This is a genomic window from Bacillus vallismortis, assembly GCF_004116955.1.
Lineage (GTDB): Bacteria > Bacillota > Bacilli > Bacillales > Bacillaceae > Bacillus > Bacillus vallismortis.
This window is the reverse complement of the sequence record NZ_CP026362.1, coordinates 4,059,273-4,078,144: the sequence shown is the minus strand read 5'-3', so window position 1 is coordinate 4,078,144 and position 18,872 is coordinate 4,059,273. Positions and strand designations below refer to the sequence as shown.

The window sequence follows — 18,872 nt, the reverse complement described above, 5'->3', positions numbered from 1 at the left end:
ATTGTCGAATGCATACATGATCGTCAGTATTTTAGTTCACGTTAAAAAAAGGAGGTGTACGTATGGATCAATTTGAAGCAGTCTATGAAGCGTATAAAGACCGGGAAACAACGGCGGAGCAGCAGCAATCTGTTCCACCACCTGGAAAAGAAGAAATAGTTGCCGTCAGAAGAAATGAGGAAGACAATATTATCGCAGTGAAAACAAACATAGGTAGAGAGCTCGACTATCCTTCTGCACTGTCAGAAGCAAAAGAGGGAAAACTCGCTCATGTTGATGTCTTCCATAAATATGGTCGAGATATTTTGCGAAGTGAACCGGACGGTTTGAAGGAAAATAACCTGTCCGAGCTGCCGGATTTTTAATTTTAAAAAAGCCCTGTCGCATGCTGGACAGGGCTTATTTTAAGCAAAAGGCTGTTGGATGTATTCGGTTAACCGTTTGGCACTAAGGGCAATCTCCTCTTGGGTTGCATATTTCACGCCATAGAACACATATGGAGGCAGATATTTCATCCCGATTAGATTGCTCGTGGCCTGAAACGGTTTCAAAAGCTCACTGATTGAGTAGTGATTCGCTCCGCCCGCTTGATATTTTTCCGCTTCACTCCCCGTTGATACAGCCAGCATCAACTCCTTGCCATGCAGGGCGTTTCCTTCTGCACCAAAAGCCCAGCCAAAAGTCAGCACAAGATCCTGCCATTTTTTTAAGAGCGGCGGGGAACTGTACCAATAAAACGGAAATTGGAAGACAATCCGGTCATATTGCTCGCAAAGCTGCTGCTCCTTCGCAACATCTATCGCTTCATCCGGGTATTCCTTATAGAGCTCCCGTACTGTGATATTCTCATGTTGACTCAATTCCTCTGTCCATGCCTTATTCACGACTGAAGTCTCCATATGTGGATGAACTGCCAGCACCAATATTTTCATCAGACCACTCCTTGCCCTTTTGACGTTATTTTATCTAAATTCAGGAAAAGAGCCAAATAAAAAGAAAGCCCTGTACAAAAAGGCTTTCTTTTTTCTGTTATTCAGGGCTTCCTTCCGTTGTTTCGATATCTTTAGCAAAATCAGGGTTATCCAGATTGGCATTAAAGAAATCCGCTGTATTCGGAAGTCTGAGATTCATGTTCATTTTTTGAGAAATCGTAACCGTGCAATCTTCAAGCACATAATCAAAAACGTGTCCGCCTGAATTTCGGCCTTCGTCAATGAAATGCAAGTGATAGCCAGAAACGGCGATTCCGTTTGCATAGGCTGGTGTCAGGAAACCTACGATTGTTCCTCTCACATTGTCGAAGTTGAAAATTGGCTGCGTTTTGACCGCTTCCACCATCGGTACGTAAGGTTTTTCTTGCAGTTCTACCGTTCTTGTCTGCACTTTTTTAAACAATCCGTCAATGCGGATCGCATAAAATAAGTTTTTGCTTGGCAGAATGCTGTTGATCTCTTTTTCAAATTCTTCACGTGCCATTTTCGCATCAATTTTGTGCGTCATATCCGGTGTAAAGAACGTAAATGAACAGAATGGAGAACGGTCCCCGTTTTGGACCGGAGTGGCAGTACCGTCAGAACGGAGACGGTAAAATTCACCATCAAATCCAATCAACTCTCCGTCAAGCTTGTTAAAGGTTCCGATACCGAAGTCTCCGTATTTTGGTATCTCTGACAGTTCAAAATCCCCGTCATACACCCCGTCCAATAGAGAAGTCATTGTTGATACTTGATAAATCTGGCTCACAGGCTTCTCTTTTTGTCCGCGGCTTAGCATTTGAATGTTGCTTTCACGTTTCATAATTCCCTTCACTCCTTTTGTTTAGTGCTGTTCATCAAACAGTGTCGTGATGTGCAGAGTGCTAGAGAGCTTTCGTTTTTATGAGTTCCCCGAATTCTTTCGGAAGCTTGTCACTTGCTAAATTAATGTTATCACTGTAGTCAACCGGTACATCAATGATGACAGGACCCTCGGCGTTCATACCTTGACGCAGCACATCCGCCAGCTGGTCTGGTGATTCTACGCGTAAGCCGGTTGCTCCGAAGCTTTCCGCATATTTTACAATATCGATATTTCCGAAATCGACCGCAGATGTACGGTTATATTTTTTCAGTTGCTGGAATGCAACCATGTCATATGTGCTATCGTTCCATACAATGTGGACAATTGGCGCTTTTAAACGAACTGCCGTCTCTAATTCCATCGCCGAGAATAAGAAACCGCCGTCACCAGAGACAGATACGACTTTTTCTCCCGGTTTCACTAATGAGGCGCCGATTGCCCAAGGAAGTGCAACACCGAGTGTTTGCATACCATTACTGATCATTAATGTTAATGGCTCATAGCTGCGGAAATAACGAGACATCCAAATCGCGTGTGAACCGATATCGCAAGTCACTGTCACATGATCATCGACTGCGTTTCGCAGTTCTTTTACAATTTCAAGAGGATGCACTCTGTCTGATTTCCAATCGGCAGGAACCTGCTCACCCTCATGCATATATTGTTTTAAATCTGCAAGGATTTTCTGCTCACGTTCAGCAAACTCCACTTTCACAGCATCGTGTTCAATGTGATTGATTGTAGATGGAATATCACCGATCAATTCAAGCTCCGGCTGGTAAGCATGATCAATGTCAGCCAGTATTTCATCCAAATGGATAATCGTCCGGTCACCATTGACATTCCAGAATTTCGGATCGTATTCAATTGGATCATAGCCGATTGTCAGAACAACATCCGCCTGCTCAATCAATAAATCGCCCGGCTGGTTGTGGAACAAACCGATACGGCCAAAATATTGATCCTCCAAGTCTCTTGTAAGAGTCCCGGCTGCTTGATAGGTTTCGACGAATGGAAGCTGCACTTTTTTCAAAAGCTTGCGGACCGCTTTAATCGCTTCCGGTCTTCCGCCCTTCATGCCGACTAATACAACAGGCAGTTTCGCTGTTTGGATTTTTGCAATGGCCGCACTGATTGTATCATCTGCTGCAGGACCATGTTTTGGCGCTGCGACAGCACGCACGCTTTTTGTATTTGTGACTTCATTCACAACATCTTGCGGAAAGCTCACAAAAGCGGCCCCAGCCTGACCTGCTGACGCAATCCTAAATGCATTTGTAACAGCTTCCGGTATATTTTTTACATCTTGAACTTCTACACTGTATTTTGTAATCGGCTGAAATAGCGCCGCATTATCCAAAGATTGATGTGTCCGTTTTAAACGATCTGCACGGATCACGTTCCCAGCAAGCGCAACGACAGGGTCACCTTCAGTGTTTGCTGTCAGCAGTCCTGTTGCCAAGTTAGAAGCACCTGGTCCTGATGTGACTAATACAACTCCAGGTTTTCCAGTTAAACGGCCGACTGCTTGCGCCATAAATGCTGCATTTTGTTCATGCCGGGCAACGATAATCTCTGGCCCTTTATCTTGTAAAGCGTCAAATACCGCATCAATTTTTGCACCTGGAATGCCAAATACATGTGTGACACCTTGCTCCACTAAGCAATCAACAACAAGCTCCGCCCCTCTGCTTTTCTCAAGGGATTTTTGTTCTTTTGTTGCTTTTGTCAACACCCTCACTCCTTATTATGCATTTTAAACATAAAATTTTAAATATTTCTTGTGATATGTTTCACTATACACTCTTTGGAAATTGACCTCCAATATCGATTCGCCTTATGATTAATATGTATTACGAATTATTAACCTAAGAAAGGAATGCATATTGAATGGAGCTTCGCCATCTTCAATACTTTATCGCAGTAGCCGAAGAGCTTCATTTCGGAAAAGCTGCGCTTCGGCTGAACATGACACAGCCTCCTCTCAGCCAGCAGATCAAACAGCTGGAAAAAGAAGTCGGGGTGACGCTTCTCAAGAGGACAAAACGATTTGTGGAGCTTACCGCGGCAGGGGAAATATTTTTGCATCATTGCCGCACCGCATTGATGCAAATTGATCAAGCAATTGAACTGGCCCAGCGAACGGCTCGCGGCGAGCACGGCCATCTCGTCATTGGTTTTGTCGGATCAGCTACATATGAATTTCTGCCGCCGATCATCCGGGAATACCGTAAAAAATTTCCCTCTGTGAAAATTGAACTGAAAGAAATCGCTTCATACCGGCAGCAGGAGGAATTGCTCAAAGGAAATATCGACATCGGCATTCTCCATCCGCCGTTAGAACATCCCGAGCTGCAAATTGAGACAACCCAAAGCAGTCCATGCATCCTTGCATTGCCAAAGCAGCATCCGCTTGCATTAAAAACATCAATCGACATTACAGATTTGGAAAACGAACCGATCATCACCCTGTCCAAAGAAGCGTGGCCCACGTTATATACCGATTTTATTCAACTCTGTGAAAACGCGGGTTTTGTGCCGAATATCGTTCAGGAAGCGACAGAATATCAAATGGTGATCGGATTGGTGACAGCGGGTATCGGCATTACCATTGTCCCATCCTCGGCCAGACGGCTGTTTAATCTTGATGTTACGTATCGAAGCGTTGACCATTTTCAGCTCAAAGCAGAATGGATCATCGCCTATCGAAAAGACAGCCAAAACCCTGTACTGGGACAATTTGTTGATATATGCAAATCGGTAAATGACCGGAAATAAAAAAAGGCGCCCCGTTCTCCGGATCGCCTGTTTATCGTCAGGATAACACATCAAGCTCACTTTTGAGATAGTCAGCTCTTTTCAATATATATTCACATATCACATTTGGCTCACGGTCAAAACGCTCAATGTCATTCTTTTTATATGGGTCCATCAGGACAAACGGCCTAATCCGTTCATACATCGCCATTATCTTCGGTTTCATATATTCTATTGTAAAAAGAGAGTGGAGCGTTGTTTCTAACAGGTGCTTGTAAGACCTCCGAAAATCGGGTTCATCCAAAATCCGGGCGGTTAGTGTATTAAATCCTTGAATTCTTACGTAATCGGCAGCCATCCGCTCGCCATGGATATCCCTGCCCCAGGTGGCATCATAATCCCAAGGAATCACCTCAAATAATCCGGTTTCGCTGTTTCTATACAACGCGTAGTTGTGGACAAACCCGTCATAGTTTGAGGTGAATACAATGCCGGCGAGCCAGCGCAAATACTTATCGATATCCACATGTTTTGTCACTTCTGATTTAAATTGAGCTTTAGGGACAGTATTTATGTTAAAGATCATATTCTGTAAATAAAAATCATCTTCCTCAGTCCCTGTCTTCTTTTCATATCCAAGCTCAAGCGATGTCTTCGTTTCCCTTTCCAAATCGCTCATTAGAGAGAAATTAGCATCATCATCAACCGCATAAAAAATTGCCCCTTCCGCCAGCCTCCTTTTCGTTAAATAAAACTCGTCAACGGATTCAAGTTCAAGATAAACCCCTTCATTTTTCCCATTCACCTTTACAAACACAAACTCTGCCTTCGGTGCCAGCGTCCCAAGCTCTGAGAAAAAATCCAAAGACAACTTGTTTCTCATCATGGAAGGATCTTTATACTCCGCATTCAAGTGAATCTCCCGTGCGCCGCGGAATGTTTTCGGCTGAAAAAAAGAAACATGGTATGACTTCTTTTTGAAGTCCCTGATATGTGATCCCCGATAAGCAATATCAATATCCAGCCTTTTTTGATTGATTTTCATGACAGCCGGCACCGGCTCATCGTCCCATATATCCTTTTTTAATTCACGCAAATCTTTTGGATGAACAAACAGCTGATAAAGCGGTAAATGAGATTGATTCTTCATCCATACGCCCCCCTTATCTATTTAGGCTTTTTATTTTTGTGTGATCTCAGCGGAACACTTATACACTTTTTAAACACTTGCGTACTATGTGGGTAATAAGGATCTTAAATCCTTAACATCATTTTCAAAAAAGGAGGATTTCAAATTGGGCCACTATTCCCATTCTGACATCAAAGAAGCGGTGAAATCCGCAAAAAAAGAAGGTTTAAAAGACTATTTATATCAGGAGCCTCAAGGAAAAAAACGCAGCCATAAAAAGTCGTGCGGATCTCACAAAAAATCTCGCAGCCATAAAAAATCATACTGCTCCCACAAAAAATCTCGCAGCCATAAAAAATCGTATTGCTCCCACAAGAGATCCCGCAGCTATAAAAAATCGTACTGTTCTCACAAGAGATCCCGCAGCCATAAAAAATCGTACTGTTCTCACAAGAGATCCCACAGCCATAAAAAATCGTACTGCTCTCACAAGAGATCTCGTAGCCATAAAAAATCGTACTGTTCTCACAAGAGATCTCGCAGCCATAAAAAATCGTACTGTTCTCACAAGAGATCTCGCAGCCATAAAAAATCGTACTGTTCTCACAAGAGAAGATCCCGCAGCTGCAAAAAGTCATACCGGTCACACAACAAACCATATTATCCAGATAAAAAATCTCACAAAAAGCACTACAAAAAACCGCACCACCACTATCGCCACAAAAAAGACGATGATTTTCACAGCAAAAAAGAGTTCTGGAAAGATGGCAATTGCTGGGTAGTCAAAAAGAAATACAAATAAATATGTTTATCAATCCATAGGCTGCCGGCAGACGTACGGAGCCTATTTTTCATTTCCCTATATTAGATATATGTCATGACATAACATATGCAACCACCCAGCATTTGGTTTCCTTGAGACCATTCCGTTATAATCAAGGTATTCTAACGATAAAGGACGGTTGTTGCTATGTACATATTTCAAGCTGATCAGCTAAGTGCCAAAGACACATACAAGCTATTGTCAGGTGCCGTCATCCCCCGCCCTATTGCCTTTGTAACCACACTTTCTTCAAGCGGAGCGGTAAATGCCGCGCCTTTTAGTTTTTATAACGTTGTCAGCTCAGATCCTCCGCTTCTCAGCATTTCTGTTAACCGGGCGGGAGGACGCCAAAAAGATACAGCTCGAAACGCGGTGGAGAACGGAGAATTTGTCGTTCATGTCAGTGATGAAGCCATCATTGAAGACATCAATGAAACGGCGGCAAGCTTAGGGCCGGACGAAAGCGAACTCACATGCACCTCGCTTCACTCCGTCGAAAGCAAAGCTGTTTCGGTTCCCGGCATTAAGGAAGCCCGCATTCGCTTTGAATGCACACTAGAGCGGCATATGACGTTCGACAATGACCAAGGCGTCACCACAGCGGATCTGCTCATCGGCAGAGTCGTCTGTTTCCACCTCGATGAAAAGGTGTATGATGCAAAAAAAGGATATGTTTTGACTGACGAATTAAAACCCGCCTCAAGATTAGCAGGCAACCACTATGCGAAGCTCGGCGAAGAATTTACGCTCATTCGCCCCAGCTGAACAAAAGGACTATTTAAATAGAAGAAACTAGTCAAAAAGACCTTGAGATCATAAAGTGTTGCCTATAAAAAGAACACCCGGTGAACATCGGGTGTTCTTTTATGAAACGTTTTTCCTCTTTACGCCGTATATACAGATAGATTAGGAGGGATTTATATGTCAGGCACTCATTTTTTGATTGTGATACTGGTCGCGGTTTTTATCAATACTGTTTTTTATGTCTATGCCCGAAAAAAACTAGGCATCTCTAAACCGTCTTGGTGGTATAAACCTGTGAATAGCACATAAGGACTGCTGGAAGTCATTTTGCTCATTTTATTAGGTTTTTCTTTATTACGCTTTCCGCCAGAGATGATGCTTGTTTTCTTTCTATTCGTGATAAATGGTTTCCGTACATTTATGGAATGGAAATATGAGCGTGAAGAAAAACAATACGTACACTACTTATTTAGTACTTTTTTATCTCTCATCATTTTCATTTATATTTGTATTTGTATTTTCATCTAGCACCTCAAACCCCCACAGCCGCTCCGTCTCCCCGCGGGTCGGCTCCGCCTTGGAGGAAGCCTTCCTCATCCACTATGATCGCCGCAGCGTGTCCCATCAATGGATCATAGTCACCGACAACCTCCACGAGATGTCCCCTGTCTTTCAGCCTTTCAATGGTATCCTTTGTGAACCTGCTCTCGACTCTAAGACCTTCATATTCCTCTCCCCACGTTCTGCCCCATACCCAGCGCGCTTCACTGATTGCCTGCTGCGGATGCATTCCGTAGTCCAGCATTCTTGTAATGATGGCTGTCTGGGTTTGCGGCTGGCCCTCGCCGCCTTGTGTGCCGTACAGGATTTTCGGTTTTCCGTCTTTGCAGGCCATAGCCGGCATCAGTGTATGGAAGCTGCGCTTTCTCGGTTCAAGCGTATTGGCGTGATTTGGATCCAATGAGAAAAATGACCCTCGGTTTTGCAGTAATATGCCTGTATCGCCAGCAGTGACTGCCGAGCCAAATTCAAAGTACAAGCTTTGAATGAATGACACTGCGTTGCCATCCGCATCGATGACGGCCGCATATGCCGTGTCGCTTCCAACCGGCCTGCTTTTCGCCGGTTCCGCCAGATAACCGATTTCTTCCGCCAATTGTTTCGCATATATTTTGTCCAAAAGCCTTTCAAGCGGGATGTCAGCAAACGCCGGATCAGTCAGGACGGCATTCCGATCTATAAAGCTCTTTTTCAACGCCTCCACAAGCACATGATAATACTCAAAAGAGCCGTGCTCAATGTGACGGAAATCATAGTTTTCCAAAATGTTCAACGTCAGTAAACCGGTGAATCCCTGCGAGTTCGGCGGTGCCTGATACACCCTGTACCCTCTGTAATCACTTGATACAGGCTCAGCCCACTCGCCTTGGTGCGCTTTAAAATCATCGAGTGACATGCAGCTGCCATTATGCTGTAAATACGAGACCATTCGCTGAGCGATGTCTCCTTCATAAAACGCGCTTCTTCCTTTTTCAGCAATCATGTTCAAACTGTCTGCAAGTTCTTTTTGCACAAACCGCTCTCCCGGGACAGGCGCTCTGCCGCTTCTTGTGAAGATGTCGGCCGTATAAGGCGTGGAGGCCAGCAGTTCAAGATTTGTTTCTGTGTGACGGCACTGATCAGCTGATACTGGAAAACCATGTTGGGCATAGCCGTGTGCAGGCTCCAGCACCTCCGCAAGCGACATACGTCCGTACTCCTTCAGTACCGCATCCCAGCTATCAACCATCCCCGGCACTGTAATGGCACTGTGAATTCCCCGCAGCGGGATCGCCTTTTTCCCTTTATATACAGCTCTCGTCACATTTTTTCCCGAACGGCCGCTTCCATTGTAAACTCTCACCTTCTTTGTTCTCTGATGAAAGGCCAGCCAAAAGGAATCCCCGCCAAGCCCTGTCATATGCGGGTACACAACTGCCAGACAAGCACTCACAGCAACAGCGGCATCAAACGCATTTCCTCCCTTATCCAAAATGCGGTTTCCAGCTTGAGAAGCAAGATAATGCGGGCTGACGACCATTTGCTTTGTACCGATGACAGATTTGTTCATCACAAGTCCCCTTTTTGAAGAAATTTTCTTCAGTATAGAGAGCCTGATATTCCACATCTACAAATCCGGCAGAAAAACTGACGAATTTTTTCCTTTTCGAAAACAAAAAGGCAATTTTTTATTCGTTTTGAAAACAAACGAAAAAATTTTCATTCAAAACGTAATTTTTGTGATAAAATGAAGGCTAAAAGGCAACGAAAGCAGGTGGAGCAATTGAGTCATGAATATCAAATCCCCAACCTTGTTCTTGATGAGATCGACAAACAAATTCTCACCATTTTGCACGAGGAAGGCAGGATATCTTATACGGATCTTGGCAAAAGAGTTGATTTATCACGAGTCGCCGTACAGTCTCGCATCAACCAGTTAATCGAAGCCGGTGTTATTGAAAAATTCACCGCTGTCATTAACCCTGCTAAAATCGGCAACCATGTATCCGTGTTTTTCAATGTCGAGGTCGAGCCGCAGTTTTTAGAAGAGGTCGCTCTCAAGCTTGAGGAAGAGCCCGCGGTCACCAGCCTTTATCACATGACAGGACCGAGCAAGCTGCATATGCACGGGATCTTTGCCAACGATCAAGAAATGGAAGAGTTTTTAACAAAACGGCTGTATCCGCTGCGAGGCGTCGTCAGCGTTGATTGCCAGATGCTGATCAAACGATACAAAAGCCGCATGGGAATGAAGCTGTAAAAGGAGAGAAACGAATGAAAAACCATCCTTATCGGGATATGACGGCCGCAATGGTACGCACCGGAATTTTAGGGTTCGGCGGCGGACCTTCTGTGATTCCGCTGATCCGCCATGAAGCGGTCAATAAATATAAATGGATTGATGATGACGAATTCGGAGAAATATTAGCGATTGCGAATGCGCTTCCCGGACCGATTGCCACAAAAATGGCTGCGTATCTTGGCTTCAAGCTGAAAGGCACGTTAGGTGCAATCGTGGCGACACTCGCCCACATTCTGCCTACATGTCTTGCGATGGTGGGCCTGTTTGCAGCTGTAAATGTCTTAAGCCATTCAGCCGTTGTTGCTGGCATGATAGGTGCCGTAACACCAGTGATTGCAGTAATGCTTGGCATTATGGCGTACGAGTTTGGCCAAAAAGCGCTTAAAGGTTTCGGCTGGGTCACCGGTATCCTATTTTTCATTATCGCTTTTATCGGCCTGCAAACGCTACAGATCAATCCCGGACTTGTCATTATCATTTTCTTAGCGTACGGAGCGTTTCATTTTAAATTGAAAGACAAAATGACAAATAAACATTCAAAAGATAAAGGAATGTCAGCCTCATGACCATGATTTATTTATTTATGGCGTTTTTAATCGCAAACCTGCTCGGATACGGAGGCGGACCCGCGTCTATCCCGCTGATGTTTGAAGAAGTTGTCAACAGATACAGCTGGCTCTCTAACGAGCAATTCTCTAATATGCTCGCGCTTGCGAACGCATTGCCGGGCCCGATCGCAACCAAAATCGCCGCCTATGTCGGGTACAGCGCCGGCGGATGGCCCGGCTTTCTGGTTGCCCTGATCGCAACCGTCGTACCGTCGGCGCTCGCATTGATCGTCCTGCTGCGCATCATTCAGCGCTTCCGCCAATCGCCCATCATCAAGGGCATGACGCTATCCGTCCAGCCTGTCATCGCGGTCATGATGCTCATTCTTACTTGGCAAATCGGCGCTGATGGCATTCAAGCTATCGGCTGGATCCAATCGGGAGTGATTGCAGGGATTTCCCTCCTTGCCATGACCAAATTCAAGATGCATCCCGCATTTCTGATTATCGCGGCATTTTTGTATGGCGGCCTTGTGATCCCTCATTTGTAAAGAAAAGCACCCGAAACAGGTGCTTTTTTATTTTGGTCCCGAAATACCGTACGATATGATAACTGTTTCTTCGCCTGCATCATTCTTCTTGATGTGCTTGATTTGCAGCGTAGCCCCTGCCATCCTCACAGATTTCTTAGTCTGATACGAATTAGTAGTTTCAATTTGAACCCAATCAGCAGGCGGCGCTATCCAAATGAAAAAGAATGCCAGCATCAGCATGCCAGCAATGATTGATAACAGAAACTTCATATCGTATCATTTCTTTTCAATAATCGGCTCGCAGCGGACAGCGCCTGATGATCATGAAGAAGATCGCCGGGACGATTGCCTTCTCCCAATATATAGCCTTTAAAAGGCATCCCCATGAATGCAAAAATATGCGCAAATTGCTGAATCAACGGTAGCCCCTTTATTTTAGGGCTGTCTCCGCCCACTGCCGCCACATATGCCTGCTTCATCGACATTTGTTGTTGAAAATCAGGAAATCGGGGATCTCTCAATGTCTGAGACCAGCGATCAATAAATAGCTTTAACGTTCCTGACATACCGAACCAATAAATGGGGGTAGCGAATATAAGAATATCGCATGGCAATGCCCGCTCAATGATTGAATCGTAGTCATCTTGAACCGGGCAGAAGTTGCCTTCAGCATGCCGCAAATCTTCCATTGGAAGAATATGATATTGACGCAAATAAATGTGTTCCGCGTCGAATCCTTGAACAATTTTCTCCACAAGAATATCCGTATTCCCGCCAGGCCGAGTTCCGCCGTTAATAACCGCAATTTTCATGATGCATCTGCTCCTTTGTTTACGAATGATTTTCTTCATCATATAATGGATTCATCAATCAATACAGATGATTATTTCGATGAATTCAATCGATAAAACCGATTTAGAAAGGAAGAGAACAGGTGGAATTGAAGCAGTTGATCACCTTTATTACAGCGGCAGAACAGGTAAACTTCACCCTTACCGCCAAGATGCTTAATTATGCGCAATCAAGCGTTACCTCCCAGATCAAATCACTTGAAGAAGAAATCGGGACTCCTTTATTCGAGCGGCTCGGCAAGCGGCTCGTCCTGACAGAAGCCGGTAAAACATTCAAGTCCTATGCGGAGAAGATCATTACATTAACAGAAGAAGCAAAAATGGCCGCAAATCAAGTAAAAGAAACAACAGGCACTTTAAAAATCGGGGCGACGGAAAGCCAGTGCACATACCGCCTTCCGCCTATCATAAAAGAATTTAAGCTCGCTTTTCCACAAGTAAAGCTCATATTCAAACCATATATCTCCAATGAACAAGCGAAAGAACAGCTCATACAGGGCCAGCTTGATATTACCTTCATCTTGGATGTAAACAGGCCGGACGACACATTGCACGTGGAATCTTTGATTCAGGATGAGATCAAAATGGTGGCTGCTAACGACCATCTTTTTCCTGTGGATTCACCAGTAACATTGAAGGATCTTCAAAACGAAACTCTTCTGCTGACAGAGGACGGCTGCTCGTACCGCACGCTCTTTGAGAACACTTTACATAACTCCGGTGTCTACCCTAACAAACTGGAATTCGTCAGCATAGAAGCCATCAAACAATGCGTCATGGCCGGACTTGGAATCGGAATCTTGCCTGAAATGACAGTAAAAGATGATATTGCAGCAGGCCAGATGAAAGAACTCAATTGGCAGAGCGATTGCCCCGTTTTCACTCAATTAGCATGGCATAAGGACAAGTGGATGTCTGCGCCATTAAAGGCTTTTATCGATTTGACGCGGAAAACATTTAAATAAAAAAACTTGCGGCCTATGGGTCGCAAGTTTTTGAGTGAACAAGCAATTGATAGTGATATTATTTATTGAAAACCGTTTTTTCATTTATCATCCTGACCCCAAACACTCCGCCAGCTGCTGTTTCCTCTCTAGATTTAAACGTGACGGTTACTCTTTCTTTTCCTTTCGTATAAGCAACTGGAATGTCATAACATACATCAAAAAGCTTTCCCGGGTGATTTGCCTTCAGCTGCTGCCTGGCCAGTAATTGATCATCGATCATGATCTCAAAATGTCTTTCGTATGTTTGTTCTTCCGCTTGAAAGGTATCATCACTTCCAAAATACGTGACTAGCAAATACATGGGTTGACTTGGCTCTGTTTTCAACTCATAACTGAAAAAGCCGTCTCCTCTGCTGTCTCGCCAGCCTCTGTGAACAATATCCGCGTAACCGGAGTAAGAGTTTTGTTTTTTCAGGTGGTGTTCTATCTCCTGCTGCTGTTCATTCGGCTGAACGGCATCTACTGTTATGCGTCTGATGATTTCCTGCTTTTCTTTTTCTTCATCTGTAAAATCAAGATATTCCTCTTCGCTCATCACGTACCAGTACACGGAATATCGCTGATGATGCACATTGTAGAACGGCATTAAAGTCATTTCTTTATTCCCCGGCTGGCCGATCGGTTTCGTTTGAAAAACGAGTGATGATTCATCTACCCGCGTCACCCATTGATCCAACTGACCCTGATCCGCTACCAATACAGGGACATCAATTAACGGATGGTTATTAAGAGCGAGATGATCAGCAAGTATATCTGTTTCAGGAAAGCGCTCGGTCCCAAGTGCTCCAGCCAATACGACCGGTCCATACATCAGGACGTTTTTTTTAGGATCGTCCTTCGCTTGATACAGATGGAGCTTCATCGGCAGATCAACCTCAATACAATCACCTGTGTTCCAATGTTTATGAATCACAAGATACCCGTTTTTCTCAACCGGCTGAATTCGTTTCCCATTGACCGCAGCTTTAAGGCCGCCATGTGCCCAATAAGGTATGCGAATATGAAGCGCCATAGGCACGCCATCGGCTTTTTTCACCATCAGCCTGGTTTGTTCCGCTGCTGGGAAAGAGGTTTCCTGGGCGATTAGCATGTGTTTTTCCCGCACATGTATTTGAGAAGGAATAAATAAATTCACATACAGATCGTCTCGGTCTATATGATAGATATGCTTCGTATAGCGCGCGGGGTTTTCCATTCCCGTGCCGGTACAGCACCAAAAAGAATCTTCCGGTGAACAATACACCTTAAAATGCCCCGGCTGTGTAGAAACAAAATAGGTTTTCATGCCCGAATCGGGATCTTGGGAAGCAAGTATGTGATTATAAAGCGCATTTTCATAGTAATCCATAAATTTGGATTCTTGAAACCACCGGAATAAATGCGCTGTCAATTTCAGCATGTTATACGTATTGCACGTTTCCGCGGTCGTCACCCCTAACTCCTCGCTGCCTTCTGCTCCGAAATGCTCTCCGATACTGTTGCCGCCAATTGCGTAGGAACGCTGATAGACAACCTGTTCCCAAAAGAAGAGCGCTGCATTCCTATACGCTTCATTGCCAGTAATGTCGTACAGCTTGGCGGCGCCGATCACCTTTGGAATTTGGGTATTGGCATGCTTTCCTTCAAGCTCATCCTTCCCCTCCGCCAGAGGCTGAAGAATGGCGCGATGGCAGAAACGTTCCGCAAGTTCAAGATATGCTTTGTTTTTCGTCAGCATGTAAAGATCAGCCATCGCCTCATTCATACCGCCATGCTCACAAATCAGCATTCGCTGAAATTGCTCATCGTTCAGGCGATCCAGCCCCTTTTTTGCCCAGTCAGCCAGTTTGACGACAACACGTAAAGCCGTCTGATTGCCGGTCAGCCGATACGTATCTATTAATCCCGCAAACAGTTTATGGAGGCTGTACCACGGCACCCAAGAACCTCCCAGACTAAAGTGGTCCACCCGAAAATCACCGCTGAACACCTCATCAAAACACGCCCTAGAGAAACCGCTTACATATCCCTCTTGATCAAATTGCTGGATATGACTCAGTTCATTCACTGCGTACGCTGTTTTCCGTTTCAGCTCTTCGTCCCCGGATGCCCGATACATAGCTGATGCGGCGGACAGCCAATGGCCGACCGAATGCCCAGCAATCTCCTTTGCCTCCCACCCGCCGTAGCGCGGTTTTTTAGGCGTCTGTGATACAGCCTCATAACAAGGAGCCAAAAGGCGGTCTACATCCAAAAAAAGCAAATATTCCTTCCCTTTCATCTGAGAATCATAAAACATGCCTTTTAACAATGTTACATCTTCCATCTTGATCTCCCCCTATCACGTTTCATCATTCATGGTGATGCTTTCATTATCCAGATGATGATAAGGAATGTGAATTCACTATTTATCAAAAACATATCCTTTTTTTAGATGAAACCCGTTACACTGGAGATAAGTATAGCGAAAGATGGTGAAGCCATGTATGAAGTCAAACTCCAAGCTAATCATCTCCCTAAAATCCGTGAAGCCGGACATATGAAGGATACAGAAGGGACGTTACGGCATCCTGACAGGACGATGGAAAGCATCAATGTCTTTTTTTACGTAAAACACGGCGCAATCCATGTATTTGAGAAAGAAAATGAGTACCGCATTCAAGCGGGAGGATATCTTTTTCTTAAAAATAATACAACACATTGGGGAGGCGATTTTTACACACCCGGCACCGAATGGTACTACATTCATTTTTATGCCGATCCTTCTCTGGATCAGAAGGACGAGTTTTATCCATTTCACAATTCACCAATCCTTCTCGATCGCACCTATTCATCGCAATTAACCTTTCCAAAAAGTGGATCTGTCTCTCATTGTGAGTACACAGAAAAACAACTGAGCAGCATGATTCATGCCTTAGACTCGCCAAGCGCTTTCAGCGCGCTCCAAGCGTGTTCACTCACCTATCAATTGTTTATTGACCTGTATAGCAATGCGATAAATGGCCAGGCCGGCACCCGCTCTTCAAGGATCATCAGCCGAATAATTGAATTTCTGCATCGTAACAAGCATGCAAAACTGGTCAGCAAAGATTTTGAGAACGAGTTAGAAATGAATTATGCCTACCTTTCCTCCCTTTTCAAAAAGCAAACTGGGAAAAGCATCACAGCCTATAAAAATGAACTGCTGATCGCACAGGCAATTGATCTATTCAAAACAAGCAACTTAAACGTAACTGAGGTCAGCAGCACATTAGGCTTTTCTAACCCTTATTACTTCAGCAGAGTGTTCAAACGGGTCACAGGAGTAGCCCCGTCTGTATATATAAACGAGCTATACAGGAACCCATAAAAAACACTTGCAGTTCTTGGTCTGCAAGTGTTACACGTGGTTTTTCCGATAGAACGTTCGCAAGACATGTGTCTCTAGATCAGCTAGACGGACAGGGATTGGCAGCCTGCTTTGTTGATTTCCTCATTTTAAACTTCGTCAGATATAGCGTCATCGTAATCCTGTAATTCTTCCATAATTTCTTTTAATCGGTCAATATTATTTATAAATTCGTCGTAAGAAATCTCTTGATAATCGAAAATTCCTTCACCATACTCATCGCTATCAAATAATTTCACATCTGCACCTAACTTCAACAAGTTATCAATTAATCCTTTTAAATTTTCCAAATCATCAATATCATTTGCATCCGTTTCGGCAATAAAATCTTTGTTTTCAATTTTATTTTTTATCTCTGTAATTCCTAAACCAGTGTACTTTCTTAAGGGTACTACACATTTACTAAATGAACCGTTATAGCTTATCTTAATTGCTATTTTACTCATCTATTTTTCTCCTCTCCATTAAAATTCTTCTAAATAATTTGGGTTAACAGGTCTACCAGGGGCATTTTTTCTATAGCTTCCTCCATGCCAACCCTTTAAATGTTCCCTGCCAGTTACAGGATAAATTAATTCTCCTCTATTACATATATGTGGATAATTCATAGCATTATAAGTATGATGTCCAATTATTGAGTGCCCATTATATTTAGGTTTTTTTCCTTTTAAAATCTCTTGTATCTGTTCATTAGTCCAATCCCTTGTTGTAGGTTCTCCATCTAAAATTCTTTTCTTTTCTTGCTTCCAAAATTCATTAACCCCTGCAGCTCTTCTTTTTGAAAATCTTTTATCCCATTGATATCTTTTATATTCTTCCTTTGTTACTGTACGATTTTCAATCTTTTCTTTTATTTTTTTCTGCTGACCCCTACTCAAAGATTTGTATGGTGTAATTTTGGGCGTTAAATCAAGTTCTGCTTTCAGTACCCTTTGGATAATAATCTCTTCTCCTACTGCTACGTTTTTATTACTCAGAGCTTTACCCGTACCCTTACTACCTTTACCACCACTAGCCATCTTCACAATCCCAAGATCCTTCACAGCCGTTCTTTCCACATCTACACGGACAGTCGGGATTCCGAATGTGGAGCCATCCGGAGTTACAGGGCGTTCTGCGTACACGCGGACGTTTGTTGGGACTTTGAATTGTTTGACTTTTTCTAGTGTCTTGTTAGCTTGTTTGACTTTTGAATGAGTTGCAAACGGTATGCCTTTATCTACATGTTTCGCCAGTGCCCCTGCACCAACTAAACTCAAAGCCGCTTCCAGCCCACCTTGCTTCCGCTTCTCCTCTGACACTTCGTTACCAAACATATCCCGTCCAGTAACCGCTTCTGAGAATCCGTTAGAAGCAACAAGGCCGTATGCGCCCATTTCTGACATTTTGAGAATGTCTAAGGATTTGCCTGTTTTGTAGGCGTCTAATGCGTGTTCGGCCGCGATAGCCGCTTTTCCGGTTTTGTAGATGGCTTTTCCGCCTTTGAAGGCGCGGCCTGCCCAGCCGACGACCGGGATGTACCCTGCGGCTGCCATGGCGCCGGCTGTGACGCGTTCGGCTGTGGAAAGTTTTTCTCCTGTGACAGGGTCGTAGCCTTCGGTTGCTCTTATCGTATCATAATAGCCGGTGACTTCGCCTGTGAAGGTGCAGACGCCATCCCATGTTTTTTCGTACCATGGTTTATTCGCTTCTTCTTCCGCTTTTTCTTGAAGGCGCCTTGCTTCTGCTTGCTGTTCTTTCGCCTCAATATAAGACGTCGCTTGTTTTTCCGCTTCTATCGCACCTTTATACACTTCGCTTGAGGTGAATGCTTTTTTGTTGTAGTGAATGGGAGAGGCGCTTTTTCCTTTGCTTGTTGCTTGCATTAAAGCGGTGTACTTAGCAAGCACGGCATTATCGAGCGACTGCAGATTTTGATATTCTGTGGTCAGCGACTCGTCCAATTCATCAACCGCTGTAATCGTATCGCGCCGGATTTTTTGTGCGTCGTACATCTTGTCTGCGTAATCGTTAAGAGAATAAGAGGATAAATCCAAAATGCCGACAAGATCGGCGAGAATGTTATCAATCTCCAATTTGTGCGCGGAGACGATTTCAGACGCTTTCAAACTCCCGTTTGTCAGCTCGTTTTCCAGATATGACGTTTCCACATAATGATCTTTTAATTCTTTTTCTTTGATATCCCCTGAAATCCCTTTTAAAAAAGCGATTTGTGCCGAGACAAGCTTCAGCCACGTGTCTACAATATCCGCCTGTCCTTGAAAAAAATCTTTGATGTTGTCTGCGCCTTTCCCTGTAAAATCTTGACCTAGATCGGCTACAGCCTGAAACGCTTTTTTTAGGGTTTCTAACTGCTCTTCAAGCGTTTCATATTGCTTTTTTCTGCTTTTCGCTTCTTCGATTAAAGTCTTTGATTCGAATACTTTACTCAT

21 protein-coding genes and 1 pseudogene are annotated in these 18,872 nt (G+C 44.1%); 11 read left to right on the top strand and 11 right to left on the bottom strand.

Features of this window, described 5'->3' with window-relative positions:
• The first annotated feature begins 62 nt into the window (after positions 1-62).
• The gene (locus BV11031_RS21585) at positions 63-365 is read left to right on the top strand and encodes a DUF3892 domain-containing protein (protein ID WP_010328833.1); all 303 of its coding nucleotides are present in this window, start codon (positions 63-65) and stop codon (positions 363-365) included.
• Between the two features lie 39 nt (positions 366-404).
• Here the strand turns inward: BV11031_RS21585 and BV11031_RS21580 are convergent, their stop codons facing one another.
• The 3 genes from BV11031_RS21580 to alsS all read right to left on the bottom strand — a co-directional run bounded on the left by BV11031_RS21580 (position 405) and on the right by alsS (position 3,571).
• Positions 405-932 (bottom strand): NAD(P)H-dependent oxidoreductase, encoded by a 528-nt coding sequence (locus BV11031_RS21580; protein ID WP_010328834.1) that lies wholly within the window; start codon positions 930-932, stop codon positions 405-407.
• Between the two features lie 97 nt (positions 933-1,029).
• Entirely contained in the window at positions 1,030-1,797 is a 768-nt protein-coding gene (gene budA, locus BV11031_RS21575; RefSeq protein ID WP_010328835.1) for an acetolactate decarboxylase, read from the bottom strand.
• Positions 1,798-1,858: 61 nt separating this feature from the next.
• Positions 1,859-3,571, bottom strand: coding sequence for an acetolactate synthase AlsS (gene alsS, locus BV11031_RS21570; RefSeq protein ID WP_010328836.1), 1,713 nt, complete (start codon positions 3,569-3,571; stop codon positions 1,859-1,861).
• A 158-nt stretch (positions 3,572-3,729) separates the two neighbouring features.
• Between alsS and alsR the strand changes: the two genes are divergently transcribed.
• Entirely contained in the window at positions 3,730-4,617 is an 888-nt protein-coding gene (gene alsR / locus BV11031_RS21565) for an acetoin biosynthesis transcriptional regulator AlsR (RefSeq protein ID WP_010328837.1), read from the top strand.
• A gap of 37 nt (positions 4,618-4,654) precedes the next feature.
• Here the strand turns inward: alsR and cotH are convergent, their stop codons facing one another.
• Complete coding sequence (cotH, locus tag BV11031_RS21560; protein ID WP_010328838.1) at positions 4,655-5,746, bottom strand: spore coat protein CotH; 1,092 nt, start codon at positions 5,744-5,746, stop codon at positions 4,655-4,657.
• Between the two features lie 145 nt (positions 5,747-5,891).
• Between cotH and BV11031_RS21555 the strand changes: the two genes are divergently transcribed.
• The 4 genes from BV11031_RS21555 to BV11031_RS23140 all read left to right on the top strand — a co-directional run bounded on the left by BV11031_RS21555 (position 5,892) and on the right by BV11031_RS23140 (position 7,820).
• A complete protein-coding gene (locus BV11031_RS21555; RefSeq protein ID WP_010328839.1) occupies positions 5,892-6,527 on the top strand; it encodes a CotG/ExsB N-terminal domain-containing protein in 636 nt (211 codons plus the stop codon).
• Between the two features lie 168 nt (positions 6,528-6,695).
• The gene (locus BV11031_RS21550) at positions 6,696-7,313 is read left to right on the top strand and encodes a flavin reductase family protein (protein WP_010328840.1); all 618 of its coding nucleotides are present in this window, start codon (positions 6,696-6,698) and stop codon (positions 7,311-7,313) included.
• A 156-nt stretch (positions 7,314-7,469) separates the two neighbouring features.
• Positions 7,470-7,601: a hypothetical protein gene (locus BV11031_RS23215; protein WP_010328841.1), complete on the top strand. Its 132-nt coding sequence runs from the start codon at positions 7,470-7,472 to the stop codon at positions 7,599-7,601.
• 18 nt (positions 7,602-7,619) lie between these two features.
• Complete coding sequence (locus BV11031_RS23140) at positions 7,620-7,820, top strand: DUF4181 domain-containing protein (protein ID WP_276569925.1); 201 nt, start codon at positions 7,620-7,622, stop codon at positions 7,818-7,820.
• Positions 7,821-7,824: 4 nt separating this feature from the next.
• Here the strand turns inward: BV11031_RS23140 and ggt are convergent, their stop codons facing one another.
• A complete protein-coding gene (ggt, locus tag BV11031_RS21540) occupies positions 7,825-9,402 on the bottom strand; it encodes a gamma-glutamyltransferase (protein WP_010328842.1) in 1,578 nt (525 codons plus the stop codon).
• A 213-nt stretch (positions 9,403-9,615) separates the two neighbouring features.
• Here ggt and chrS point away from each other — a divergent pair, with 213 nt between their 5' ends.
• From chrS to chrA, 3 genes are read left to right on the top strand one after another with little or no spacing between them, the layout of a single operon-like run.
• On the top strand, positions 9,616-10,092 hold the full coding sequence (chrS, locus tag BV11031_RS21535; RefSeq protein ID WP_010328843.1) for a chromate efflux transcriptional regulator ChrS: 477 nt from the start codon (positions 9,616-9,618) through the stop codon (positions 10,090-10,092).
• 14 nt (positions 10,093-10,106) lie between these two features.
• Positions 10,107-10,700: a chromate efflux transporter subunit ChrB gene (gene chrB / locus BV11031_RS21530; protein WP_039075273.1), complete on the top strand. Its 594-nt coding sequence runs from the start codon at positions 10,107-10,109 to the stop codon at positions 10,698-10,700.
• Positions 10,697-11,233, top strand: coding sequence for a chromate efflux transporter ChrA (chrA, locus tag BV11031_RS21525; RefSeq protein WP_010328845.1), 537 nt, complete (start codon positions 10,697-10,699; stop codon positions 11,231-11,233). The genes chrB and chrA overlap by 4 nt, the downstream gene beginning before the upstream one ends.
• A gap of 27 nt (positions 11,234-11,260) precedes the next feature.
• On the opposite strand, the gene BV11031_RS21520 is transcribed toward chrA, so the two are convergent.
• A complete protein-coding gene (locus BV11031_RS21520; RefSeq protein WP_010328846.1) occupies positions 11,261-11,485 on the bottom strand; it encodes a hypothetical protein in 225 nt (74 codons plus the stop codon).
• The gene (locus BV11031_RS21515; RefSeq protein WP_010328847.1) at positions 11,482-12,027 is read right to left on the bottom strand and encodes a flavodoxin family protein; all 546 of its coding nucleotides are present in this window, start codon (positions 12,025-12,027) and stop codon (positions 11,482-11,484) included. The genes BV11031_RS21520 and BV11031_RS21515 overlap by 4 nt, the downstream gene beginning before the upstream one ends.
• Before the next feature lie 122 nt (positions 12,028-12,149).
• Here BV11031_RS21515 and BV11031_RS21510 point away from each other — a divergent pair, with 122 nt between their 5' ends.
• A complete protein-coding gene (locus tag BV11031_RS21510) occupies positions 12,150-13,031 on the top strand; it encodes a LysR family transcriptional regulator (protein ID WP_010328848.1) in 882 nt (293 codons plus the stop codon).
• Between the two features lie 58 nt (positions 13,032-13,089).
• On the opposite strand, the gene BV11031_RS21505 is transcribed toward BV11031_RS21510, so the two are convergent.
• On the bottom strand, positions 13,090-15,378 hold the full coding sequence (locus BV11031_RS21505) for a beta-L-arabinofuranosidase domain-containing protein (protein WP_010328849.1): 2,289 nt from the start codon (positions 15,376-15,378) through the stop codon (positions 13,090-13,092).
• A gap of 156 nt (positions 15,379-15,534) precedes the next feature.
• On the opposite strand from BV11031_RS21505, the gene BV11031_RS21500 reads away from it, so the two are divergent.
• Positions 15,535-16,401, top strand: coding sequence for a helix-turn-helix domain-containing protein (locus BV11031_RS21500; RefSeq protein ID WP_010328850.1), 867 nt, complete (start codon positions 15,535-15,537; stop codon positions 16,399-16,401).
• Between the two features lie 30 nt (positions 16,402-16,431).
• Here the strand turns inward: BV11031_RS21500 and BV11031_RS21495 are convergent.
• The 3 genes and pseudogenes from BV11031_RS21495 to BV11031_RS23435 all read right to left on the bottom strand — a co-directional run.
• A pseudogene (locus tag BV11031_RS21495) lies at positions 16,432-16,521 on the bottom strand (endonuclease V); the annotation flags it as partial.
• Between the two features lie 8 nt (positions 16,522-16,529).
• Positions 16,530-16,886 carry a hypothetical protein gene (locus BV11031_RS21490; protein WP_010328851.1) on the bottom strand — a complete coding sequence of 119 codons (357 nt, stop codon included), beginning with the start codon at positions 16,884-16,886 and terminating at the stop codon, positions 16,530-16,532.
• A gap of 18 nt (positions 16,887-16,904) precedes the next feature.
• Positions 16,905-18,872: a T7SS effector LXG polymorphic toxin gene (locus BV11031_RS23435; RefSeq protein ID WP_010328852.1), complete on the bottom strand. Its 1,968-nt coding sequence runs from the start codon at positions 18,870-18,872 to the stop codon at positions 16,905-16,907.